Below are 16,880 nucleotides of genomic sequence, written 5' to 3'. Positions count from 1 at the left end.
CCGGACAAGATCGAGAAGGTCGAATACGTATAGTAGTAAAGGCCGATGAGCGAGCTCACGCCCAAAGCCGATAGCCCGAATGCCGTGGTCAGCTCGGGTACCATGACCCCGGGAGCCGATCGCAAGGCATATTGCAGGAAGTAAAACACCACGCAAAAGGCCCAGGCCGCTATGAACGGCAGATGGAAGTCTGAGGCGTCTCGTGTTGACTTTTGCAGCATAGTACTTCCTCACGCTGCCCGACGAAGGCGCAACCAATGTAATCGCCCGCGCGAGCGGCGAGCTAGGTTCGGAAACTACTCAGGGTGACCGTGTTGTTTCACTTGTGAGGGCTGGGGGCAGGCGGACCTACAATGTTTGTCGTAAAAAGCCGTTCAAATAGTCCGTTGCGCGGCGATGACTATGAATAACAAACGCGGGCGGCGGCGCCGAGGATAATGGGGCGCTGTGGTGACAGAGGCTGCTTGCGGTTATGAGTCTCGCTCGATGTTCAATATTGCTCACTCAATAGCCAGCGAGACATGCTTTACTGAAGCGGAAATGGAAGGCTAAGGAACCATTCCCTCGACGAACCATTTGATTAAAGTGCTGCGGCTTCGCGCACTCATCTCCTAATATTCGGATGTCACGGTTTGGCGCCGCCGAGATGTGACCGCTCAGCAAATGACGATTTGGTTATCTCTCACAAGTCCGGTTCTAATTTGGAGCGGGCTACGACCGAAGGATAGCGCGTGCTGAAAGTCCTGATCGTTGAAGACGACCTCATGATGGCGGATTTCATGGAAGAGCTCCTTGTCGATCACGGGTATGAGGTAAGCGGCATCGCTCGCACCGTTGATGCAGCGGTCGCGCTCGCACGGCATTCCAAGCCTAACCTGATCATTCTTGATATGCGGTTGGCCGATGGTGGGCTCGGCACCGAAGTCGCAGCTCAATTGCTTCCTCTCGGCAGGCCCGGTATCCTTTATGCCACTGGTAACATGTCACAGGTCAGCCTGACATCCGCTGACGGCGATGCCTGCCTTGCCAAGCCCTACCGCGCTGACGACCTCCTGCGCAGCTTGGAAATTGTCGCCGGAATCGTCGCCACCGGCAAAGCGCAACCGCCGTTTCCTCGCGGGTTCCAATTACTGCATCCGGCAGCCGTCAAATCCCAAGCGGTCGGCTTATGAACGAAAGCGCCGCACACGTTCGCATGCTTCTTCGCCAACAGGCAGCGGTTGCCCACTTTGGCAGCTTTGCTCTTCGCGAGAGCGACGTATTGAAAGTCTTGACGGAAGCGGCGCGAGTTTGCGCCGAATGCCTCAGCGTGCCGTATTCCAAGGTGTGCCGCTATCGCGAGAAGGAGAACGACCTTCTCATCGAAGCCGGGCACGGCTGGCATGCGGGCGTCATTGGAAATGTCGTCTCGCGTGCCGACGTTACTTCGCCGCAGGGGCGTGCCTTTATCACCGGGAAACCGTCTATCTGCAACGATTTGCGCGATGACAACGATCTCAAGCTGCCGTCGTTCTATGTCGAGCACGGCATCGTCTCGACCATTGACGTCATCATCAAAGGCAGCGATGACCAACCATATGGCGTGCTGGAGATCGACAATGCCCAACAGCACGATTACGACCAACACGACATCGACTTCCTGACCGGTTTTGCCAATGTTCTTGCGGAGGCTGTCGCGACGTCTGCGCGCACGGGCGTTCTGCAGAGGACCATCGAACGGATGAAAGTCCTCGTCGCTGAGAAGGACCGGCTGCTGGATCAAAAGAAGGTCCTGGCCGAGGAACTGCAGCACCGGGTGCGCAACAATCTGCAGCTGGTTTATGGGATGCTGAGCAAACAGTTGGACGACACGCCGGACAAGGCCGGGCAACGCGGCATCAGGGCCATCTCGCGCCGGGTTTCGACCCTGGCCCAAGTGTACGACCACCTGCTCGGAAGCGAGATGACGCGGACCACCGATTTTGGCAGCTATCTAAGATCACTGTGCCTCAATCTTGCCGAGATTCAAGCCGCGCCGGACGGCGGCGTTACGCTTACCTGCGACAGCGACGCCATCGTCCTCGATCTCGATGTGGTGACGGCGCTGGGCATCGTCGTCGCGGAAGTGGTCACCAACAGTTATGACCACGCCTTCCCAGGTGGCAAGAAAGGTTCGATTATCGTGTCGGTGCGCCGCGTCGACGGCGACATCGCGACCATGACGATCAGCGACGACGGTACAGGATTTCTGGCTAAAACCGAAAGCAAGCGGCACGGACTAGGGCTGGTGCGACGCCTCGTCGAACAGGTGCGCGGCAGCGCAACCATCGACTCGGAGCACGGTACGATTTGGACAATCAAAATACCGGTCGACCGTATCGCCTTTGCCTCGTGAATGGAGCTGGTCGACCGCCGAGCGTTTTGGTGCCTATCTGAGCTGCCTCAGTTGCTCACTTCCAAACAAGCGCGCAATTGTGCCTACGGCTGAGTAGTTTCCGTGGCTGCCTTCAGCACGCGCAAACAACTATCATCTTAGACATGGCTTACATCCGCACCCCCGGCGCGAGTTTTATTGTACCGGCAGATCCGGTGGTTGCTGGCGTCATTTACACCTGCCCGATGCATCAGCAGATCCGCCAGGTGGGACCGGGGAGCTGCCCTATCTGCGGGATGACGCTGGAACCGGTCAAGGCGATGGCGGAGGTGGGTGAGAACAACGAACTAACGAACATGACCCGGCGATTCTGGGTCGGGCTGGTTCTGACCTTACCGGTCTTCCTCCTCGAAATGGGTGGCCACATCCCCGCGCTCGGGCTGCATGATCTCGTTCCACCGCGCATCTCCATGTGGATTCAATTCGTCTTATCCACACCTGTCGTCTTGTGGGCCGGGTGGCCATTCTTTGAACGGGCATGGGCATCGGTCATTCATCGCAGCCTGAATATGTTCAGCCTGATCGCACTCGGAACTGGTGCTGCTTACCTCTACAGCCTGTTTGCGACCTTTGCGCCGGGTATGTTTCCTGCCGGATTTCATGGAATGGGAGGCACGGTCGCGGTTTATTTCGAGGCCGCCGCTGTCATCACGGTTCTCGTTTTGTTGGGCCAAGTGTTGGAATTGCGCGCTCGAGAGCAGACCGGCGGCGCAGTCCGCGCACTGCTCAAGCTGGCTCCCAAAATGGCGTACCGCATAACGGCCAGTGGTGCGGATGAGGAAGTGCCTCTTGAGCTGATCCAGGTCGGCGACCGCCTTCGCGTCAGACCCGGCGACGGCGTGCCGGTCGATGGCGAAGTGCTTGAGGGCAAAGGGGCCGTAGATGAGTCCATGGTCACCGGGGAGTCGATGCCTACCGCCAAAAAATCCGGCGACAAGCTGATCGGCGGCACCGTGAATGGCACCGGATCTCTTGTCATGCGTGCCGACAAGGTCGGCGCGGACACGATGCTCGCGCGCATCGTGACAATGGTCAGCGAGGCGGAGCACAGCCGCGCACCGATTCAGAGAATGGCGGATAAGGTATCAGGCTATTTCGTTCCGGCTGTGCTTGGCGTCGCCGTCATAGCTTTCATCGCGTGGGCCATCTGGGGCCCAGCTCCCGCACTTTCTTACGCCTTGATTGCAGCCGTCTCCGTCCTTATCATCGCCTGTCCCTGTGCGCTTGGTTTGGCCACTCCCATGTCGATCGGTGTGGCGATCGGAAAAGGCGCCGGTGCTGGCGTCCTGATCAAGTCAGCTGAAACCCTTGAGCACATGGAGCAGGTCAATACCCTGGTCGTGGACAAGACGGGCACGCTTACGGAAGGCAAGCCGAAGGTTACGGCGATCGTGCCGACGCCGGGTCTGTCGGAGGTCGAACTTCTGCCGCTGGCAGCAAGCCTTGAACGATCCAGCGAACATCCGCTCGCGGCCGCCATCGTAAACGCGGCGAAGGATCGCGGCGCGGCCACCCTGGAGCCGGCGGACTTCGCGTCTGTCACCGGCAAGGGTGTCACCGGCAAAATCGGCGGCAGGTCGGTGGCGCTTGGCAATGCAAAGCTGATGGCAGACCTTGGCATCTCGTTCGGCGATCTTGAACACAACGCCGATGCACTTCGCGGCGACGGCGCGACCGCCTTGTTTCTAGCCATCGACGGCAAGCCGGGCGGCGTCATCGCCATTGCCGATCCGATCAAGGCAACGACGGAGGCGGCTCTCGAAAGCCTGCGCAGCTATGGCATACGAATCGTGATGCTGACCGGCGACAACAAAACGACGGCCGAGGCCGTCGCCCGCAAGCTCGGCATCAAGGAAGTCGAAGCCGACGTTTTGCCCCAGGACAAGAACCGCATCGTCAAGAAACTCACGGCCGAGGGACGAATTGTCGCCATGGCCGGCGATGGCGTGAACGACGCCCCGGCCCTGGCTGAAGCAGCCGTTGGCATCGCCATGGGGACGGGTACCGAAGTCGCAATCCAGAGCGCGGGGATTACGCTGGTGAAAGGCGATCTTGCGGGCATTTCACGGGCGATTGTCCTGAGCCACGCGACGATGCGTAATATCCGCGAGAATTTGGTTTTCGCGTTTGCCTACAATGCTATCGGCATCCCGATTGCCGCCGGGGTGCTCTATCCCACGTTCGGCATCCTTCTCAGCCCAATCGTCGGAGCGGTTGCCATGTCGCTGAGCTCCGTCTCCGTGATTTTGAACGCGTTGCGGTTACGCACGCTGAGGCTTTCAGGAGCGGCCTCTAATTAACTGATAGCTAACTTCGATCTATCTGCAAACGGCCTGATGTGCGCCAAGGCGAACGCAATTGCCGAGTGATGTCGGGCGCACAGGCACCAAACACGGCATTGACCACAATGGGACGAGTGATGGGTAGCGAGATCGAGTTGAAGTTTCAAGTTTCACCTCAAGAGATGAAGAGACTTAGCGCGGCGCGTTCTCTGCGCCCGATCGGCGCAAAGCCGACGGAAGCAGAAAAAAGTCTGTCAGTCTATTTTGACACCGTCGATCGCCGGCTTGGAAGTAAGGGAATTTCGCTTCGTGTCCGACACAAGGCAGACGAGCGGGTCCAAACGATCAAAACCCAAACGTCGGGCATTCCATTTAGTCGAGGCCAGTGGGAGCACAAAATCGACGGTGATCAGCCCGATTTTCGATTCATGCGGGGTACGCCCCTTGCGCAGTTACGTACAAAAAAGCTGAGATCCGCACTGTCGCCGATCTTCGCTACTCAGATTTGCCGCGTCACTCGTCCGCTCAATGAGGACGGAAGCCGGATCGAAATGGCGCTGGACGAAGGGTTAGTGCGCGCCGGCCGAAAGACGGAGCCAATCAGCGAGTTCGAGCTCGAGCTCAAGCGCGGCAAGGTCTTGGATTTGTTCAAGCTGGCGAAGCGGATCGGAAGCTTAGTGCCAGCCAAATTGGCATTCAAGAGCAAGTCCGAACGAGGGTTTGATCTTCTCGCGGACGCTGCTGTTCCCTCCCGCGTGGCCAACGAGATCAACCTCAAACCTGGCATGAGCACAGGCAAAGCCTTTCAGGTTATCGGAAGATCGGTATTGCGACATGTGGTTGACAACGAATCGGCTGCAAGAAAGGGCGATTCCGAGGGCGTACATCAGATGCGCGTGGGCCTTCGCAAATTGCGTGCGGTTATATCGATTTTCGCGGAGTTGCTCCATGATGCGCAGACAGAACAAATTAAGAGCGAAATGATCTCGATGACCGGCGAACTCGGGTCGGTCCGTGATCTCGACGTCTATATAAAGAGCAAGATCGAACCGCTACGTAAACAAAGACCGAGAAAGAGCGGTCTTTGGGAGTTCGCTAGAGATCTCGCAATTCGTCGGAGGGCTGCATTTAAGAAAATGAAGCACGCCATTAACTCCCCCCGTTACCGATCACTCATTCTTGACATCCTGCAATGGATAGAGGCGGGAGAATGGCTGAAACATTCGAAGATGAGAGCCTGTCGCCCAGTTCATCACTTCGCCGCAAAAAGTCTTGCGCATCAATGTAAAAAAGTATTGAGGAAGCAAAAGGGAGTGGCTGAATTCGATAGCCGTCAACTCCATGAGCTGCGGATCAGGTTTAAGAAATTACGGTATTCCTGCGAGTTTTTCGGAAGTTTGTTCGATAGCCGCAAGTTGAGTCATCGTCGACGGCGGTTTAATGATTGTTTGACGGACCTGCAGGATAATCTGGGCGCCCTCAACGACATCTCTGTGCACCAAAAAATGCTAGCCGCGCTGGCTGCGGAGAAGACGTCCGCCCGCCACCCCAGGCGTGACTTTGCCGCTGGCATCGTCTCCGGCCGGGAACAGGGCGAAATTCAGGCGTATCGTAAAACCGTTAGCAAAGCGGCCCGGAAGCTTTCACGAATGCGGCCGTTCTGGATTCGATGAGAGGGATGCAGCGTCGTGCCGACGACAGGCAATTGTGGTCCGATCTCAATCCAAGCTTAAAGCGCCGTCGTTCTTCGGAATCCGTACCTCGAACGGCCGAGGCAAGCGTTGTTTTAGGCGGCGCGCGAAAGAGAACATCTTTTGAGCTCAGTTCCAGGGTGGTGGCTTGTCATGTCGTCCATAGTCGATCTCACGATCATCAGCGTACTGGGTACGAATAGAGTCCTGATGGCCGCCATACCCGTTGGGGTCCTCGTCGGGTTGTTCGGAGCCGCGGTCATCTTCGCTTTCGTGCCGGATGCGATGAAGTCGGTTTTGTACCATCGCCTCGGGCTCGCATAACTGTTCGTGCGCGCCTGCTAACACCGGCCGAGCATCGGCGCAGGCGTAAAAGGAGGTAGAGCATGGTTCGTCGCGCAAGGCATGCGGAAGCTCATGCCGTTGGTCGTCTTGGTTGGCTCAGGGCGGCTGTTTTGGGAGCCAATGACGGCATCCTTTCGACATCGAGCCTGATCATTGGCGTCGCAAGCGCGCATGGCACGTATCAAGGCGTCTTGATCGCCGGTATCTCGGGGCTCGTTGCCGGCGCGATGTCAATGGCGTCGGGGGAATACGTGTCGGTCAGTTCGCAATCGGATTCTGAAGGGGCGGTTATCGCACGCGAAGGTAAGGAATTGCGCGAAAATCGCGCAGGTGAGACGAAGGAGCTTGCTGATATCTACGTCAAGCGCGGCCTGGATGCGGCGCTGGCCCTGACGGTGGCCGAGCAGTTGATGATCCACGATGCTCTGGGCGCGCATACCCGTGATGAATTGGGAATTTCCGAGATGACTGCCGCACGCCCGGTCCAGGCCGCGCTGGCATCGGCCGCAGCATTCTCGGCTGGAGCACTGCCGCCTTTATTCATCGCGCTGGTGGCGCCGAGTGGTTTTGTGACCTCAGCGGTATCCGTCGTGTCTCTGCTATTTCTTGTCGTGTTGGGCGCCGTCGGCGCCAGAGCGGGCGGCGCCAATATGATGAAAGCGGCTATCCGCGTAACGTTATGGGGGGCGGTTGCAATGGCAGTTACCGCTGGTATCGGCGCGGTTTTCGGTGCGCACGTCTAACGCGGAGCAAACTGCAGATTCCGGCCGTCAACGGTTGCCAAAACGGCGTTCTGCGGTTGCTTTAAACCCTTCGGGGCTTTGCGGCTTGACGAAAACTGCAATAACTTCCGGGTGCGATAGACGAACGCGGCGCTCAAGTTCGACAACCTTGGCTTCAATTTCTGGCGTTCTCAGTCCGTCTGCGAATTCCAGGCTGAACGCGACCAGTATCTCCTGTGGTGCAAGATGCACTGTCAAAATTCCGTTGGCGTGGGTGACTCCGTCGATCTGCCCGGCAACCTGCAGTATGGAATCGACAATCGCGGGATCGGCACGTTCGCCGATCAGAAGACTCTTGGTTTCCTTCGCCAACAGCCATGCTGTAACGCCGAGTAGTAGCCCGATCAGAATGGAGCCAACCCCGTCCAGCACTGGGAGGTCTAGGCGCACCGATAGAAAGATGCCAGTGAAAGCGACCAGGATACCGGCAAGCGCCGCGCTGTCTTCGAACAGCACCATGAAGGACGGAGGATCTTTGCTTTTGCGGATAGCGTCAATTATTTTGGAATAGCGAAGTTCGCCGCGAAAATTTCGCAACGCGAGCCACCATGTCGTGCCATCGAATAGAGCGGAGACCCCGAGTACGACATAGCTGGCAGCTATGTGTTGAACCGGCTCGGGATTAAGGACGTGGACGGCACCTTGATAGAGCGAAACGCCGGCGCCGAATGCGAACAATAAAACCGCGACGACGAAACTCCAGAAATAGATTTCCCGGCCATATCCGAGGGGATGTTCAAGATCGGGCCGGACCGCGGACCGATGAAGTCCGTACAGGAGCAAGAAGCCGTTGCCGGTGTCGACGATGGAGTGCACACCCTCGCTGAGCAGGGATGAGCTTCCAGTCCAGGCCGCAGCTATGAGCTTTGTTATCCCGATGAGAAGATCGCCCAAAATCGCAGCATAAATGACGCGCCGGGATGAAAGTCGTGAGATTATCTTGATTGACGCCATTACTGTCCTTCCGCCAGGGGACAGCATGATTGAACCGGTGCTTGACCAAGGCGACGGAGTAGGGCTGCCATTGCCGACTATTTCTTCGACAGCTCGTCACGCTCTTTGGTCAGTCTGTCGAGTTCGTCGCTCTGCTGAGCGATGCGATCGGAGTTACGTTCCTCTGTCTGTCCGCCAGAGTGACCTGCTGCCTGTTCGATCAATTGTCTTATATTGTCTCGAAGGATAGCGATGCGATCGTCGATCTCAGGGCGTGATAGTGGATTGTCGTCGCTCATCTGGAGTGCTCCTGCTTTCCGGCAGTATCTGGCGGGCCGACCCGGTAGCTGGCCGTCAATCGGCAGGGACGCGGCCCCCGATGGGAGACGGATCGACCGATGAGAACGGTTGGTTTCCTCGAACGTTCCCGATCAGCGACAAGCCGCGAAAGCATTCGTCGAGTCGAGACGGATCTAACGTTGGGCAGCCTGGATCGACCCGAGCCAATATGGCGGCGGCCTATAGGTAGTTTCCGAGGCTTTCTAGCCGCTCGTGCCTTCGCTACCGATTACGACGTCGCGTGACGTAGGTGCTTTTCCTGACCAAAAGGATCGACAGATGACTCTGTTGAAGGTTGCAGCAATCGTCGGAGCCGGGATGATGTTTGCGGCGACGTCTGCGCCGGCGGGCGTGGTCAGCATGGCCGGTCCGCGATTGGCAAAGCCTGACTCGCAAGTCGAGAAGATCAGATACGTCAATCCGGGAGCCGTTATCGGTGGTGTGGTGCTCGGCGGGATAATCGGTGGTGACTGCTACTTCAACGACTGTGGCTACGACAACGGCCCCTATTTTGGCGGAAGCTATGGAGGTGGTTATGGCCGCCGTCCCAAGCTGGTCGTCTTCTACAACAGTCTTGATGCCCGGCAGAAAGAAAAATTCGACAGGTTTCGCGATCGTCACGGTCGCGAATGAGCCGGAGCACACTGTGCCGCTTAAGGGCAAGAAGGGCCTGATCGTCGGTATCGCCAACCGTAAGAGCATAGCCTATGGCTGCGCCGACGTGCTTCGCAGTGCTGGCGCGGAACTTGCCGTGACCTATCTGAACGCACAAGCCGAACCATTCGTTCGTCCGCTCGCCGAGCAGCTCGGGAGCCCGATCGTGGTGCCCTGCGATGTGCGCGAGCCCGGCCAGCTTGAGGCAGTATTCTCGCACATCAGGAGAGAATGGGGCCGTCTCGATTTCCTGCTCCACTCGATTGCCTACGCGTCAAAGGAAGATCTGCACAGCCGAATTGTCGATTGTTCCCAAGCGGGATTCGCGATGGCTATGGATGTGTCGTGCCATTCCTTCATCCGGATGGCGCGGCTGGCGGAGCCCCTTATGACGGATGGCGGCTGCCTGTTGACGGTCACTTTCTACGGCGCGGAAAAGGTCGTCGAAGAGTACAATTTGATGGGACCGGTGAAGTCTGCCCTCGAGAGCTGCGTTCGCTACATGGCGGCCGAACTCGGGCCGAAACGAATCCGCGTCCATGCGTTGTCTCCCGGTCCGCTCAAGACGCGCGCGGCATCGGGTATCGAACGTTTCGACGAACTGCTGGAGCGGGCTCGCGATCGCACGCCCGAGCACCGGCTCGTGAGCATCGAGGACGTTGGAAACCTTGCGGCCTTCCTGATCAGTGACGGCGCAGCCGCGCTCACCGGCAACATCGAATACGTCGATGCCGGCTATCACATCGTCGGTTGACGAGCGGGTTCGGAGCAGCGGAATGGAACTTATCGAAAACAGGACGTTCGACGAAATCAAGCTCGGCGATACGGCGAGTCTTGTCCGAACACTCACCTACAAGGACATTGAACTATTTGCGATCATGTCGGGGGACATCAATCCGACCCATCTGGATGACGCGTTCGCCAAGAGCAATACGTTCCACAGGGTCGTGGCGCATGGTATGTGGAGCGGCGCACTGATCTCCACGGTGCTCGGAACGCAGCTCCCCGGACCGGGGACCGTCTATGTCGATCAGTCTCTGCACTTCCAGGGGGCCATTGGATCCGGTGACACGATCACCGTCACGGTGAAGGTGAGGGAAAAGATCGAACAGACGCACCGGGTCATTTTCGATTGCCGGGCTGTCAATCAAAATGCGGAGGAGGTCGTCACCGGTACAGCCGATGTCATGGCGCCGATCGAGAAGATCTCTCGACCCCGCATAGCTCTCTCGGAAGTCGAGCTGTGGCAGAAGGGGCGGCGCTATGAACTCCTGATCAAGATGACCCACGGCCTCGACCCCATCCGCACCGCGGTTGTCCACCCGGTCGACGTGCCATCATTGCTTGGCGCCGTGGAAGCGGCCCGCATCAATCTTATCAAGCCGGTGCTGGTGGGGCCAGAGCCCAGGATTCGCGCGGCCGCCGCGCTGGCGCAGCTCGATTTGGCGCCTTATGAGATTGTGCCGACCGAGCACAGCGAGGCCGCTGCCGCTCAAGCCGTCGCTATGGCCCGCACCGGCAAGGTCGAAGCGCTGATGAAGGGCGATCTCCATACCGATGAGCTCATGCATGCAGTCGTTGACGCCGAATACGGATTACGCACCGCCCGGCGTTTAAGCCACGTCTTTGCGATCGACGCGCCCGACTATCCGAGACCGCTCTTCATCACCGACGCTGCGATCAACATTTATCCCACGCTGGCGGACAAGCGGGACATTATCCAGAACGCGATCGATCTGGCCCACGCTTTGGGTATTCCGGAACCGCGCGTGGCAATTCTCTCCGCGATCGAGGTAGTTACTGAAAAGATCAAATCCACCCTTGATGCGGCGGCTCTTTGCAAGATGGCTGATCGAGGCCAGATTACTGGCGGCATTCTCGATGGTCCGCTGGCCTTCGACAATGCGGTCTCGGCCGAGTCAGCCAGGACCAAAGGGATCATCTCGCCGGTCGCCGGTCGGGCCGACATCTTCGTGGTGCCGGACCTTGAAGCCGGCAACATGCTGGCGAAGCAACTCGAGTATTTGGCCGAAGCGCAGATGGCCGGAATCGTGCTGGGCGCGCGCGTGCCGATCATTCTGACCAGCCGTTCCGATGGGACGCTGGCCAGATTGGGGTCCTGTGCGATTGCTTTATTGTTGGCGCGTCACAAGGGGACGAAAACGTGAGCCACGCCATCCTCGTCCTCAATGCCGGCTCATCGAGCATCAAGTTCTCGTTGTTCCCGGCGCATGAAAGTCCAAGCCGGCAGGGCATCATGTGCGAAGGTGAGTGCGAGGGCATCGGCCACCGCGTTCATTTCAGGGCGAAAGACCGCGCCGGCGCGTCGCTGGTCGACACGTATCTGGCGGAAGGTGCCAGCCACGAAGACGCGCTCGCCGCGCTGCTGCGCTGGCTTGAAACCCGCTTTCAAGGCGACCAACTGGTCGCGGCCGGACATCGGGTGGTGCATGGCGGATCGCTCTATACCGCGCCGGTCCTAATCGACGCGTCGGTGATGGCCGGGCTGCGCGGACTCATTCCGCTGGCGCCGCTCCATCAACCCCACAATCTTGCCGCTATCGATGCGCTCTCGAAGCTTCACCCGGCTTTGCCGCAAATCGCCTGCTTCGACACCGCCTTTCACCACACCCAGTCCGAGGTCACCACGGAGTTCGCGCTGCCGCGCAGGCTCGCCGCCGAGGGTGTCCGGCGCTACGGATTTCACGGCCTTTCCTATGAATACATCGCAAGCGTGCTGCCCGACATCCTCGGTCCGGGAGCTGCCGATGGTCGTGTCGTCGTCGCCCATCTCGGCAGCGGCGCAAGCCTGTGTGCGATCCGAAGCCGCAAGAGCGTGGCGACGACCATGGGCTTTACGGCGCTCGACGGCCTGGTCATGAGCCGCCGGTGCGGCAACCTCGATCCCGGCGTCGTGCTCTACCTGATGCAGGCGAAGGGGATGACCGTCACCGAGCTGAGCAATCTCCTCTATAACGAATCTGGACTGTTTGGTGTGTCCGGCATCAGTGACGACATGCAAACCCTACTGGCGAGCGACGATCCGTCGGCGAAGCAAGCGGTCGCTCTGTTCGTGTACCGCATCGGCCGCGAGCTGGGCTCGATGGCTGCCGCGCTGAGCGGGATCGACGCTTTGGTCTTCACCGCCGGAATAGGGGAACACGCGGCGGAAATTCGAGGCCGCGTCTGCACGGACGCCGCGTGGCTCGGCGTAGATCTGGATCAACGCGCAAATTCGGCCAGCTCGGCAATGATCAGCCGTTCAGGCAGCCGCACCTCGGCCTGGGTGATTCCGACCGATGAGGATCTGATGATCGCCCTGCACGCATGGACAATGTTGAACGCTGGGGGCTTGCCCCTTGATTCGCACGGCAATCACGGAAGCAGGAAAAGGTGACCGAGTCCGAAAAATCATCGCTGCTGAGCGTCCCCGCATTCTGGCCGATGGCGATGGCGGCAACGATGCTCGAGGAGGGGACCGAACTCTACGCCAAAAACCTCAAATTCGTCGAGGAAGAGATCAAGATTCACGGCGAACTTAGGCCTAAACTGGCGACCCTGAACAAGGTGCGTCTCGATTTGCGGACCATGGTGCTGCGCGATTACGGAAAGCCTGGCGGGATCCCGACGCTGATCGATGCGCCTCATGCCGGCCATACCGCCGTGATCGCCGACTATTATGATGGTCAGAGTCTGGTGCAGACTCTCCTGGCCAATGGTGTCGGCCATGTGGCGCTGACCGACTGGAGGTCGGCGACGGAAGATATGAAGGATCTGGAGGTCGATAACTATCTCGCCGAAGTCGTTGTAGCGATCGATGATCTCGGCGGACGAGTCAACCTGGTCGGGCTCTGCCAGGGTGGCTGGATGTCCGCGATGGTCGCCGCGCGCTTTCCGGACAAGGTGAACTCATTGGTGCTGGCTGGTGCGCCGATCGATACGGATGCCGGAAACGGGTCGATCAAACGCATGGTGCATGAGTCTCGCGCATCATTCTACGAGGAACTGGTAGCCCTGGGCGGCGGTTTGATGAAGGGAAAATTCATGCTGCAGGGCTGGAAGAACATGCATCCAGGGCAGCACTACATTCAGGATCATATCGATCTCTACGAACACATCGACGACCCGGCGTACCTCGCAAAGGAAGAGACGTTCGAGAGCTGGTATGAAAATCCGATCGACCTGCCGGGGCGCTGGTATCTTCAGGTGATCAGTCAGATTTTCAAGGAAAATCGCCTCGCCAAGGGCGAATTCATTGGACTCGGCCGGAAGCTCGACCTCCACAACATCACTTGCCCCACCTATTTGCTGGCGGGCGCAGACGACGACATCACGACACCAGAACAAGTCCTCGATGCCGTAAAATATATCGGGACGGCAAAGGACCGTATCGTTGGAGAGACTGTGCCGGGCGGCCACATCGGGCTTTTCATGGGAGCCAGCACGCTCAAAGAACATTGGCCGCAGATCGCCAATTGGATCGGCGCGCAGTAGAAGCCTAGCTGGATCGGTCATGTCCAGTTGCGCTGCTGCAAGACATGAGATGAAAGCCGCGTTCCGTCAGGATAGGCCCATGATAGCAATAACCTGCTTCGGCGAATTGGCGCTTGCACCGTTGCTGGCGGGTCTCTTTTTGGTACTTTCACCGCTCAAAATAACGTCCACTGCCGGGCTTTTCGTCGGAGGTGTCGCTACCTGGACCTTCGTTGAATATGTTTTTCATCGTTTTATTTTCCACGGTCTGATCCGTAAGGAACACGGGATACATCACGCGCATCCTGATCAACCGGTTCTCAAAATTCTGTGGCAAATATGGGTTTGTTTCGCGGTCGTCTATCTGATCGCCGGGGGCTGCTTCCTTGCAGGCGCACTTATGGGGTATGCGTGGTATCTATTCGTTCATCACTGTTCACATCACGGTCCCGAAAAAGTGCCACGCCTGCTTCTTCATCATCATCGGCAGCACCACAGATTTGCAACGCGAAATTATGGTGTTAGCACAACGATTTGGGACCACCTGTTCGGGACGATGCTACGATAGGCGGCCACCGAAGCAGGTCTCGTCTTTCGTGCGTATCGCAATCTTCGAGAAAATTCGACAACGCGATTCGCGTTTGATCCATCCCTGATCGCCCACGGCCTCAAACCCAAGATGCTTGGTCCGTTTTTATTGATCAAATTTGCGCCTGCATATGCGATAGCAAGATGCAAGATCCGTGGAATCCAACGTGCTAGATGGACCGTGGGTCGACGGTTGCCACTAAGGATGTAGCTTTCTGCCGCTTGTCTAGTCGGCGGCGTCTTATTCCATCTCCTTGGCAACGAGCGAATTGTTTACGAGCCAGCCCTCGTTGTCTGCGCGCTCTATCCAAAGCCACATTTAGCAACAGCAATTTGACCTCTACCGCCGGCCCAGCTTCGGCCAGCCAGCTCACCCGACAGAAGCAGGCGAAGCGAGCGTCGCGATTGATGGCAGCAAGTGCAAGCGGTCTACACGCGGGACCGGAACTTCACGCAGGGCAAAATGCCGCCTGCTGCCAAACAAGAGACGGACAATCGCTACGCTCGTCAGCGCTCGTGCGGGAGGCGCTGCAGGAAAGACTGAAGAGCCGAAGCCCACACAGCAGGGTGCGCGAGATTCATGTGACCGTAGCTGGCAGGGCCAACTGGAATCATCACCTCGGTGTAGTTCGATGCGGTTGGTAAATGCAGGTGTTCGGGAGGATTGGTCAGGTCGTCTGCAAAATTGATGGTAAGCATCGGCTTGATGATCGCGTTCAGCTTTGGCGCCGGATTATAGTCAGCCGAGCTCTCGAAGGCATAGAGCATGTCGTTGGCGTCATAGGCTTCGCCGTCAGTTTCGAGCTTGTCGACGAGGTCTATCGCGGTCTTGCGGGTGGGCGCCTGCTTTTGAAGCTGCTGAGCTGATCCCGTCATAATCGCGGATAATGGTATGACGGCCTTGATCCAGTTTTTCGGCGGCGAGTCCTTCGAATAGTCGCCGTTGTTCCAAGCTGGGTCGCTACGAATGGCTTGGATGATCATCTCGCGCCATATCATGTTCCTTCCGCTGATCGCAGCGGGCGTACTGGCGATCGCCACCAGGCAATCCATGTCGTTCGGGAACATCTCACCCCAAAGCCAGGTCTGCATGCCTCCCATCGACGTCCCAAGCACCAGCTTCAGGTGCTGTATGCCTATCCGCTCAAGCAGCAGATGCTGCGCCCGAACCTGATCCTTGTAGCCGTAATGAGGGAAACGGGCCTGCAATCCGTCCGATGGTTTGCTTGAGTTCCCGGCGCCGATCGCGTCGGGGATCAAAAGAAAATAGCGGCTAAGGTCGAGCGGCTGCCCGGCACCGTAAAGCGTATCGAAGAAGGCAGCCTGCGCGAGGTCGGCAGCCGATCCCGCGGTGCCGTGAAGCAGCAGAACCCCATTGGCGATGGCGCCGCTCGCGTCGCGACGCGGCGTTCCGAGGGTCAGATAGTGCAGCTTCAGCGACGCCAGAGTACCGCCATCGTCAAAGACGAAGTCGTGAAGCTCGACAAAGGCATCGTCGGGTTTGGGCTGCGGGTTAGCCGCCTGGGCGGAGTGAAGCTCGGTGCGTAAGGATGCGCTGACCCCGGGTTTCGACATGAACTCTCCTTACATAAGTAGCGACGTGCATCCACGATCTCCCTTTTGTCTCTGAGACATTGAGAGGACCATCGTAAAATTTATGAGTCGATGGTGATGTAACGCAAGGGTCGGAAACTACTCAGGCCTGAAGGTGAAGTTAACGGGAGATGCAACGGCGCGGAGGAAACACGCATGGCGATTACGTTGGCGGGTCGTGACACAAGTGTTGGATCATGGCCAAAACGAGGATGTGAGTAGTTTCCGATTCTGTGCCATGATGTTCGATCGTCCTAGCTTCCGGTCAGTCAACTGTTGAGGAGTCTGTCATGGCATCGCCGATCAAGACTGAACACCGGGCAATCGTCGATACCCACCGGCATCCGTGGGGGAGAAAAATGCAAGCCAAAATAGAGGAGCGAGGCCTGCTCGACCCGAAACAAGGATTCCCGCAGACCAACGCTCTGGACTTGATGGCCTATCGCGAGGTTTTCGATCTGGACTACGCCATGCCTATCCAGCGCAAGGGCGGCATCACCCTCAGCCTCATGACCAATGGCGGCGAGGTGGAGTGGCTTGCGCGGGATCTGCTCCAAGCCAGCACAGTCGAGGGTCTCAAGTTCTTCAACGACGAATACGTGGATATCATGAATCGCTATCCCGGCGAGTTCGCACCGACGGCCAACGCACACGCACTCGAAGAGGCCTGTCGGCCCGTTGTTGAGGAGATGATCCGCCAGGGCGGCGCCAAGGCAATTGCGGTGGCGTCCAGCTATGGCGACGGCGCGGATCGCGTCTTCCTCGACAGCCCCAAGGCGGAATGGCT

16 protein-coding genes and 1 pseudogene are annotated in these 16,880 nt (G+C 58.2%); 13 read left to right on the top strand and 4 right to left on the bottom strand.

The features are described from left to right. A pseudogene (locus tag ABSE61_RS32685) lies at positions 1–221 on the bottom strand (MFS transporter); the annotation flags it as partial. 510 nt (positions 222–731) lie between these two features. Between ABSE61_RS32685 and ABSE61_RS32680 the strand changes: the two are divergent. The 6 genes from ABSE61_RS32680 (at position 732) to ABSE61_RS32655 (ending at position 7,474) form a co-directional block, all read left to right on the top strand. After that, a complete protein-coding gene (locus ABSE61_RS32680; RefSeq protein WP_423875301.1) occupies positions 732–1,172 on the top strand; it encodes a response regulator in 441 nt (146 codons plus the stop codon). A gap of 98 nt (positions 1,173–1,270) precedes the next feature. Then, on the top strand, positions 1,271–2,374 hold the full coding sequence (locus tag ABSE61_RS32675; RefSeq protein ID WP_423875300.1) for a histidine kinase dimerization/phosphoacceptor domain -containing protein: 1,104 nt from the start codon (positions 1,271–1,273) through the stop codon (positions 2,372–2,374). 143 nt (positions 2,375–2,517) lie between these two features. Next, the gene (locus tag ABSE61_RS32670) at positions 2,518–4,713 is read left to right on the top strand and encodes a copper-transporting P-type ATPase (RefSeq protein WP_423875302.1); all 2,196 of its coding nucleotides are present in this window, start codon (positions 2,518–2,520) and stop codon (positions 4,711–4,713) included. A gap of 119 nt (positions 4,714–4,832) precedes the next feature. Continuing rightward, positions 4,833–6,368, top strand: a complete 1,536-nt coding sequence (locus ABSE61_RS32665) for a CYTH and CHAD domain-containing protein (RefSeq protein ID WP_423875299.1) — start codon at positions 4,833–4,835, stop codon at positions 6,366–6,368. A gap of 171 nt (positions 6,369–6,539) precedes the next feature. After that, on the top strand, positions 6,540–6,710 hold the full coding sequence (locus ABSE61_RS32660) for a hypothetical protein (protein ID WP_423875298.1): 171 nt from the start codon (positions 6,540–6,542) through the stop codon (positions 6,708–6,710). A gap of 62 nt (positions 6,711–6,772) precedes the next feature. Next, on the top strand, positions 6,773–7,474 hold the full coding sequence (locus ABSE61_RS32655) for a VIT1/CCC1 transporter family protein (protein ID WP_423875297.1): 702 nt from the start codon (positions 6,773–6,775) through the stop codon (positions 7,472–7,474). A 27-nt stretch (positions 7,475–7,501) separates the two neighbouring features. On the opposite strand, the gene ABSE61_RS32650 is transcribed toward ABSE61_RS32655, so the two are convergent. Then, positions 7,502–8,467, bottom strand: coding sequence for a cation diffusion facilitator family transporter (locus ABSE61_RS32650; RefSeq protein ID WP_423875296.1), 966 nt, complete (start codon positions 8,465–8,467; stop codon positions 7,502–7,504). 77 nt (positions 8,468–8,544) lie between these two features. Then, the gene (locus tag ABSE61_RS32645) at positions 8,545–8,745 is read right to left on the bottom strand and encodes a hypothetical protein (protein ID WP_423875295.1); all 201 of its coding nucleotides are present in this window, start codon (positions 8,743–8,745) and stop codon (positions 8,545–8,547) included. Positions 8,746–9,064: 319 nt separating this feature from the next. On the opposite strand from ABSE61_RS32645, the gene ABSE61_RS32640 reads away from it, so the two are divergent. The 6 genes from ABSE61_RS32640 (at position 9,065) to ABSE61_RS32615 (ending at position 14,480) form a co-directional block, all read left to right on the top strand. Further along, positions 9,065–9,418: a hypothetical protein gene (locus ABSE61_RS32640; protein WP_423875294.1), complete on the top strand. Its 354-nt coding sequence runs from the start codon at positions 9,065–9,067 to the stop codon at positions 9,416–9,418. Between the two features lie 13 nt (positions 9,419–9,431). Next, positions 9,432–10,193 (top strand): enoyl-ACP reductase FabI, encoded by a 762-nt coding sequence (gene fabI / locus ABSE61_RS32635; protein WP_423875293.1) that lies wholly within the window; start codon positions 9,432–9,434, stop codon positions 10,191–10,193. 22 nt (positions 10,194–10,215) lie between these two features. Then, entirely contained in the window at positions 10,216–11,607 is a 1,392-nt protein-coding gene (locus ABSE61_RS32630; RefSeq protein ID WP_423875292.1) for a bifunctional enoyl-CoA hydratase/phosphate acetyltransferase, read from the top strand. Continuing rightward, a complete protein-coding gene (locus ABSE61_RS32625) occupies positions 11,604–12,836 on the top strand; it encodes an acetate/propionate family kinase (protein WP_423875291.1) in 1,233 nt (410 codons plus the stop codon). The genes ABSE61_RS32630 and ABSE61_RS32625 overlap by 4 nt, the downstream gene beginning before the upstream one ends. Beyond that, positions 12,833–13,933: an alpha/beta fold hydrolase gene (locus tag ABSE61_RS32620; protein WP_423875290.1), complete on the top strand. Its 1,101-nt coding sequence runs from the start codon at positions 12,833–12,835 to the stop codon at positions 13,931–13,933. Before ABSE61_RS32625 ends, ABSE61_RS32620 begins: the two co-directional genes overlap by 4 nt. 79 nt (positions 13,934–14,012) lie before the next feature. Then, the gene (locus ABSE61_RS32615; RefSeq protein WP_423875289.1) at positions 14,013–14,480 is read left to right on the top strand and encodes a sterol desaturase family protein; all 468 of its coding nucleotides are present in this window, start codon (positions 14,013–14,015) and stop codon (positions 14,478–14,480) included. A gap of 527 nt (positions 14,481–15,007) precedes the next feature. Here ABSE61_RS32615 and ABSE61_RS32610 read toward each other — a convergent pair. Further along, positions 15,008–16,075 (bottom strand): alpha/beta fold hydrolase, encoded by a 1,068-nt coding sequence (locus ABSE61_RS32610; protein ID WP_423875288.1) that lies wholly within the window; start codon positions 16,073–16,075, stop codon positions 15,008–15,010. 308 nt (positions 16,076–16,383) lie between these two features. Between ABSE61_RS32610 and ABSE61_RS32605 the strand changes: the two genes are divergently transcribed. Beyond that, the coding region (locus tag ABSE61_RS32605; protein WP_423875287.1) for a hypothetical protein at positions 16,384–16,880 on the top strand (497 nt) is incomplete at its 3' end.

The sequence above is a fragment of the Bradyrhizobium sp. genome (assembly GCF_049519115.1).
In the GTDB taxonomy this organism is placed as follows: Bacteria; Pseudomonadota; Alphaproteobacteria; order Rhizobiales; family Xanthobacteraceae; genus Bradyrhizobium.
Note: the sequence above shows the minus strand (reverse complement) of the source record. Positions and strands in the feature narration are given on the sequence as shown.

Bases quoted from the DNA above. Each gene is read 5' to 3' on its own strand.
- ABSE61_RS32650 (WP_423875296.1), bottom strand. From the start codon at position 8,467: ATGGCGTCAATCAAGATAATCTCACGACTTTCATCCCGGCGCGTCATT.
- ABSE61_RS32615 (WP_423875289.1), top strand. From the start codon at position 14,013: ATGATAGCAATAACCTGCTTCGGCGAATTGGCGCTTGCACCGTTGCTG.
- ABSE61_RS32640 (WP_423875294.1), top strand. From the start codon at position 9,065: ATGACTCTGTTGAAGGTTGCAGCAATCGTCGGAGCCGGGATGATGTTT.
- ABSE61_RS32655 (WP_423875297.1), top strand. From the start codon at position 6,773: ATGGTTCGTCGCGCAAGGCATGCGGAAGCTCATGCCGTTGGTCGTCTT.
- ABSE61_RS32630 (WP_423875292.1), top strand. From the start codon at position 10,216: ATGGAACTTATCGAAAACAGGACGTTCGACGAAATCAAGCTCGGCGAT.
- ABSE61_RS32670 (WP_423875302.1), top strand. From the start codon at position 2,518: ATGGCTTACATCCGCACCCCCGGCGCGAGTTTTATTGTACCGGCAGAT.
- ABSE61_RS32660 (WP_423875298.1), top strand. From the start codon at position 6,540: ATGTCGTCCATAGTCGATCTCACGATCATCAGCGTACTGGGTACGAAT.
- ABSE61_RS32645 (WP_423875295.1), bottom strand. From the start codon at position 8,745: ATGAGCGACGACAATCCACTATCACGCCCTGAGATCGACGATCGCATC.
- ABSE61_RS32610 (WP_423875288.1), bottom strand. From the start codon at position 16,075: ATGTCGAAACCCGGGGTCAGCGCATCCTTACGCACCGAGCTTCACTCC.
- ABSE61_RS32665 (WP_423875299.1), top strand. From the start codon at position 4,833: ATGGGTAGCGAGATCGAGTTGAAGTTTCAAGTTTCACCTCAAGAGATG.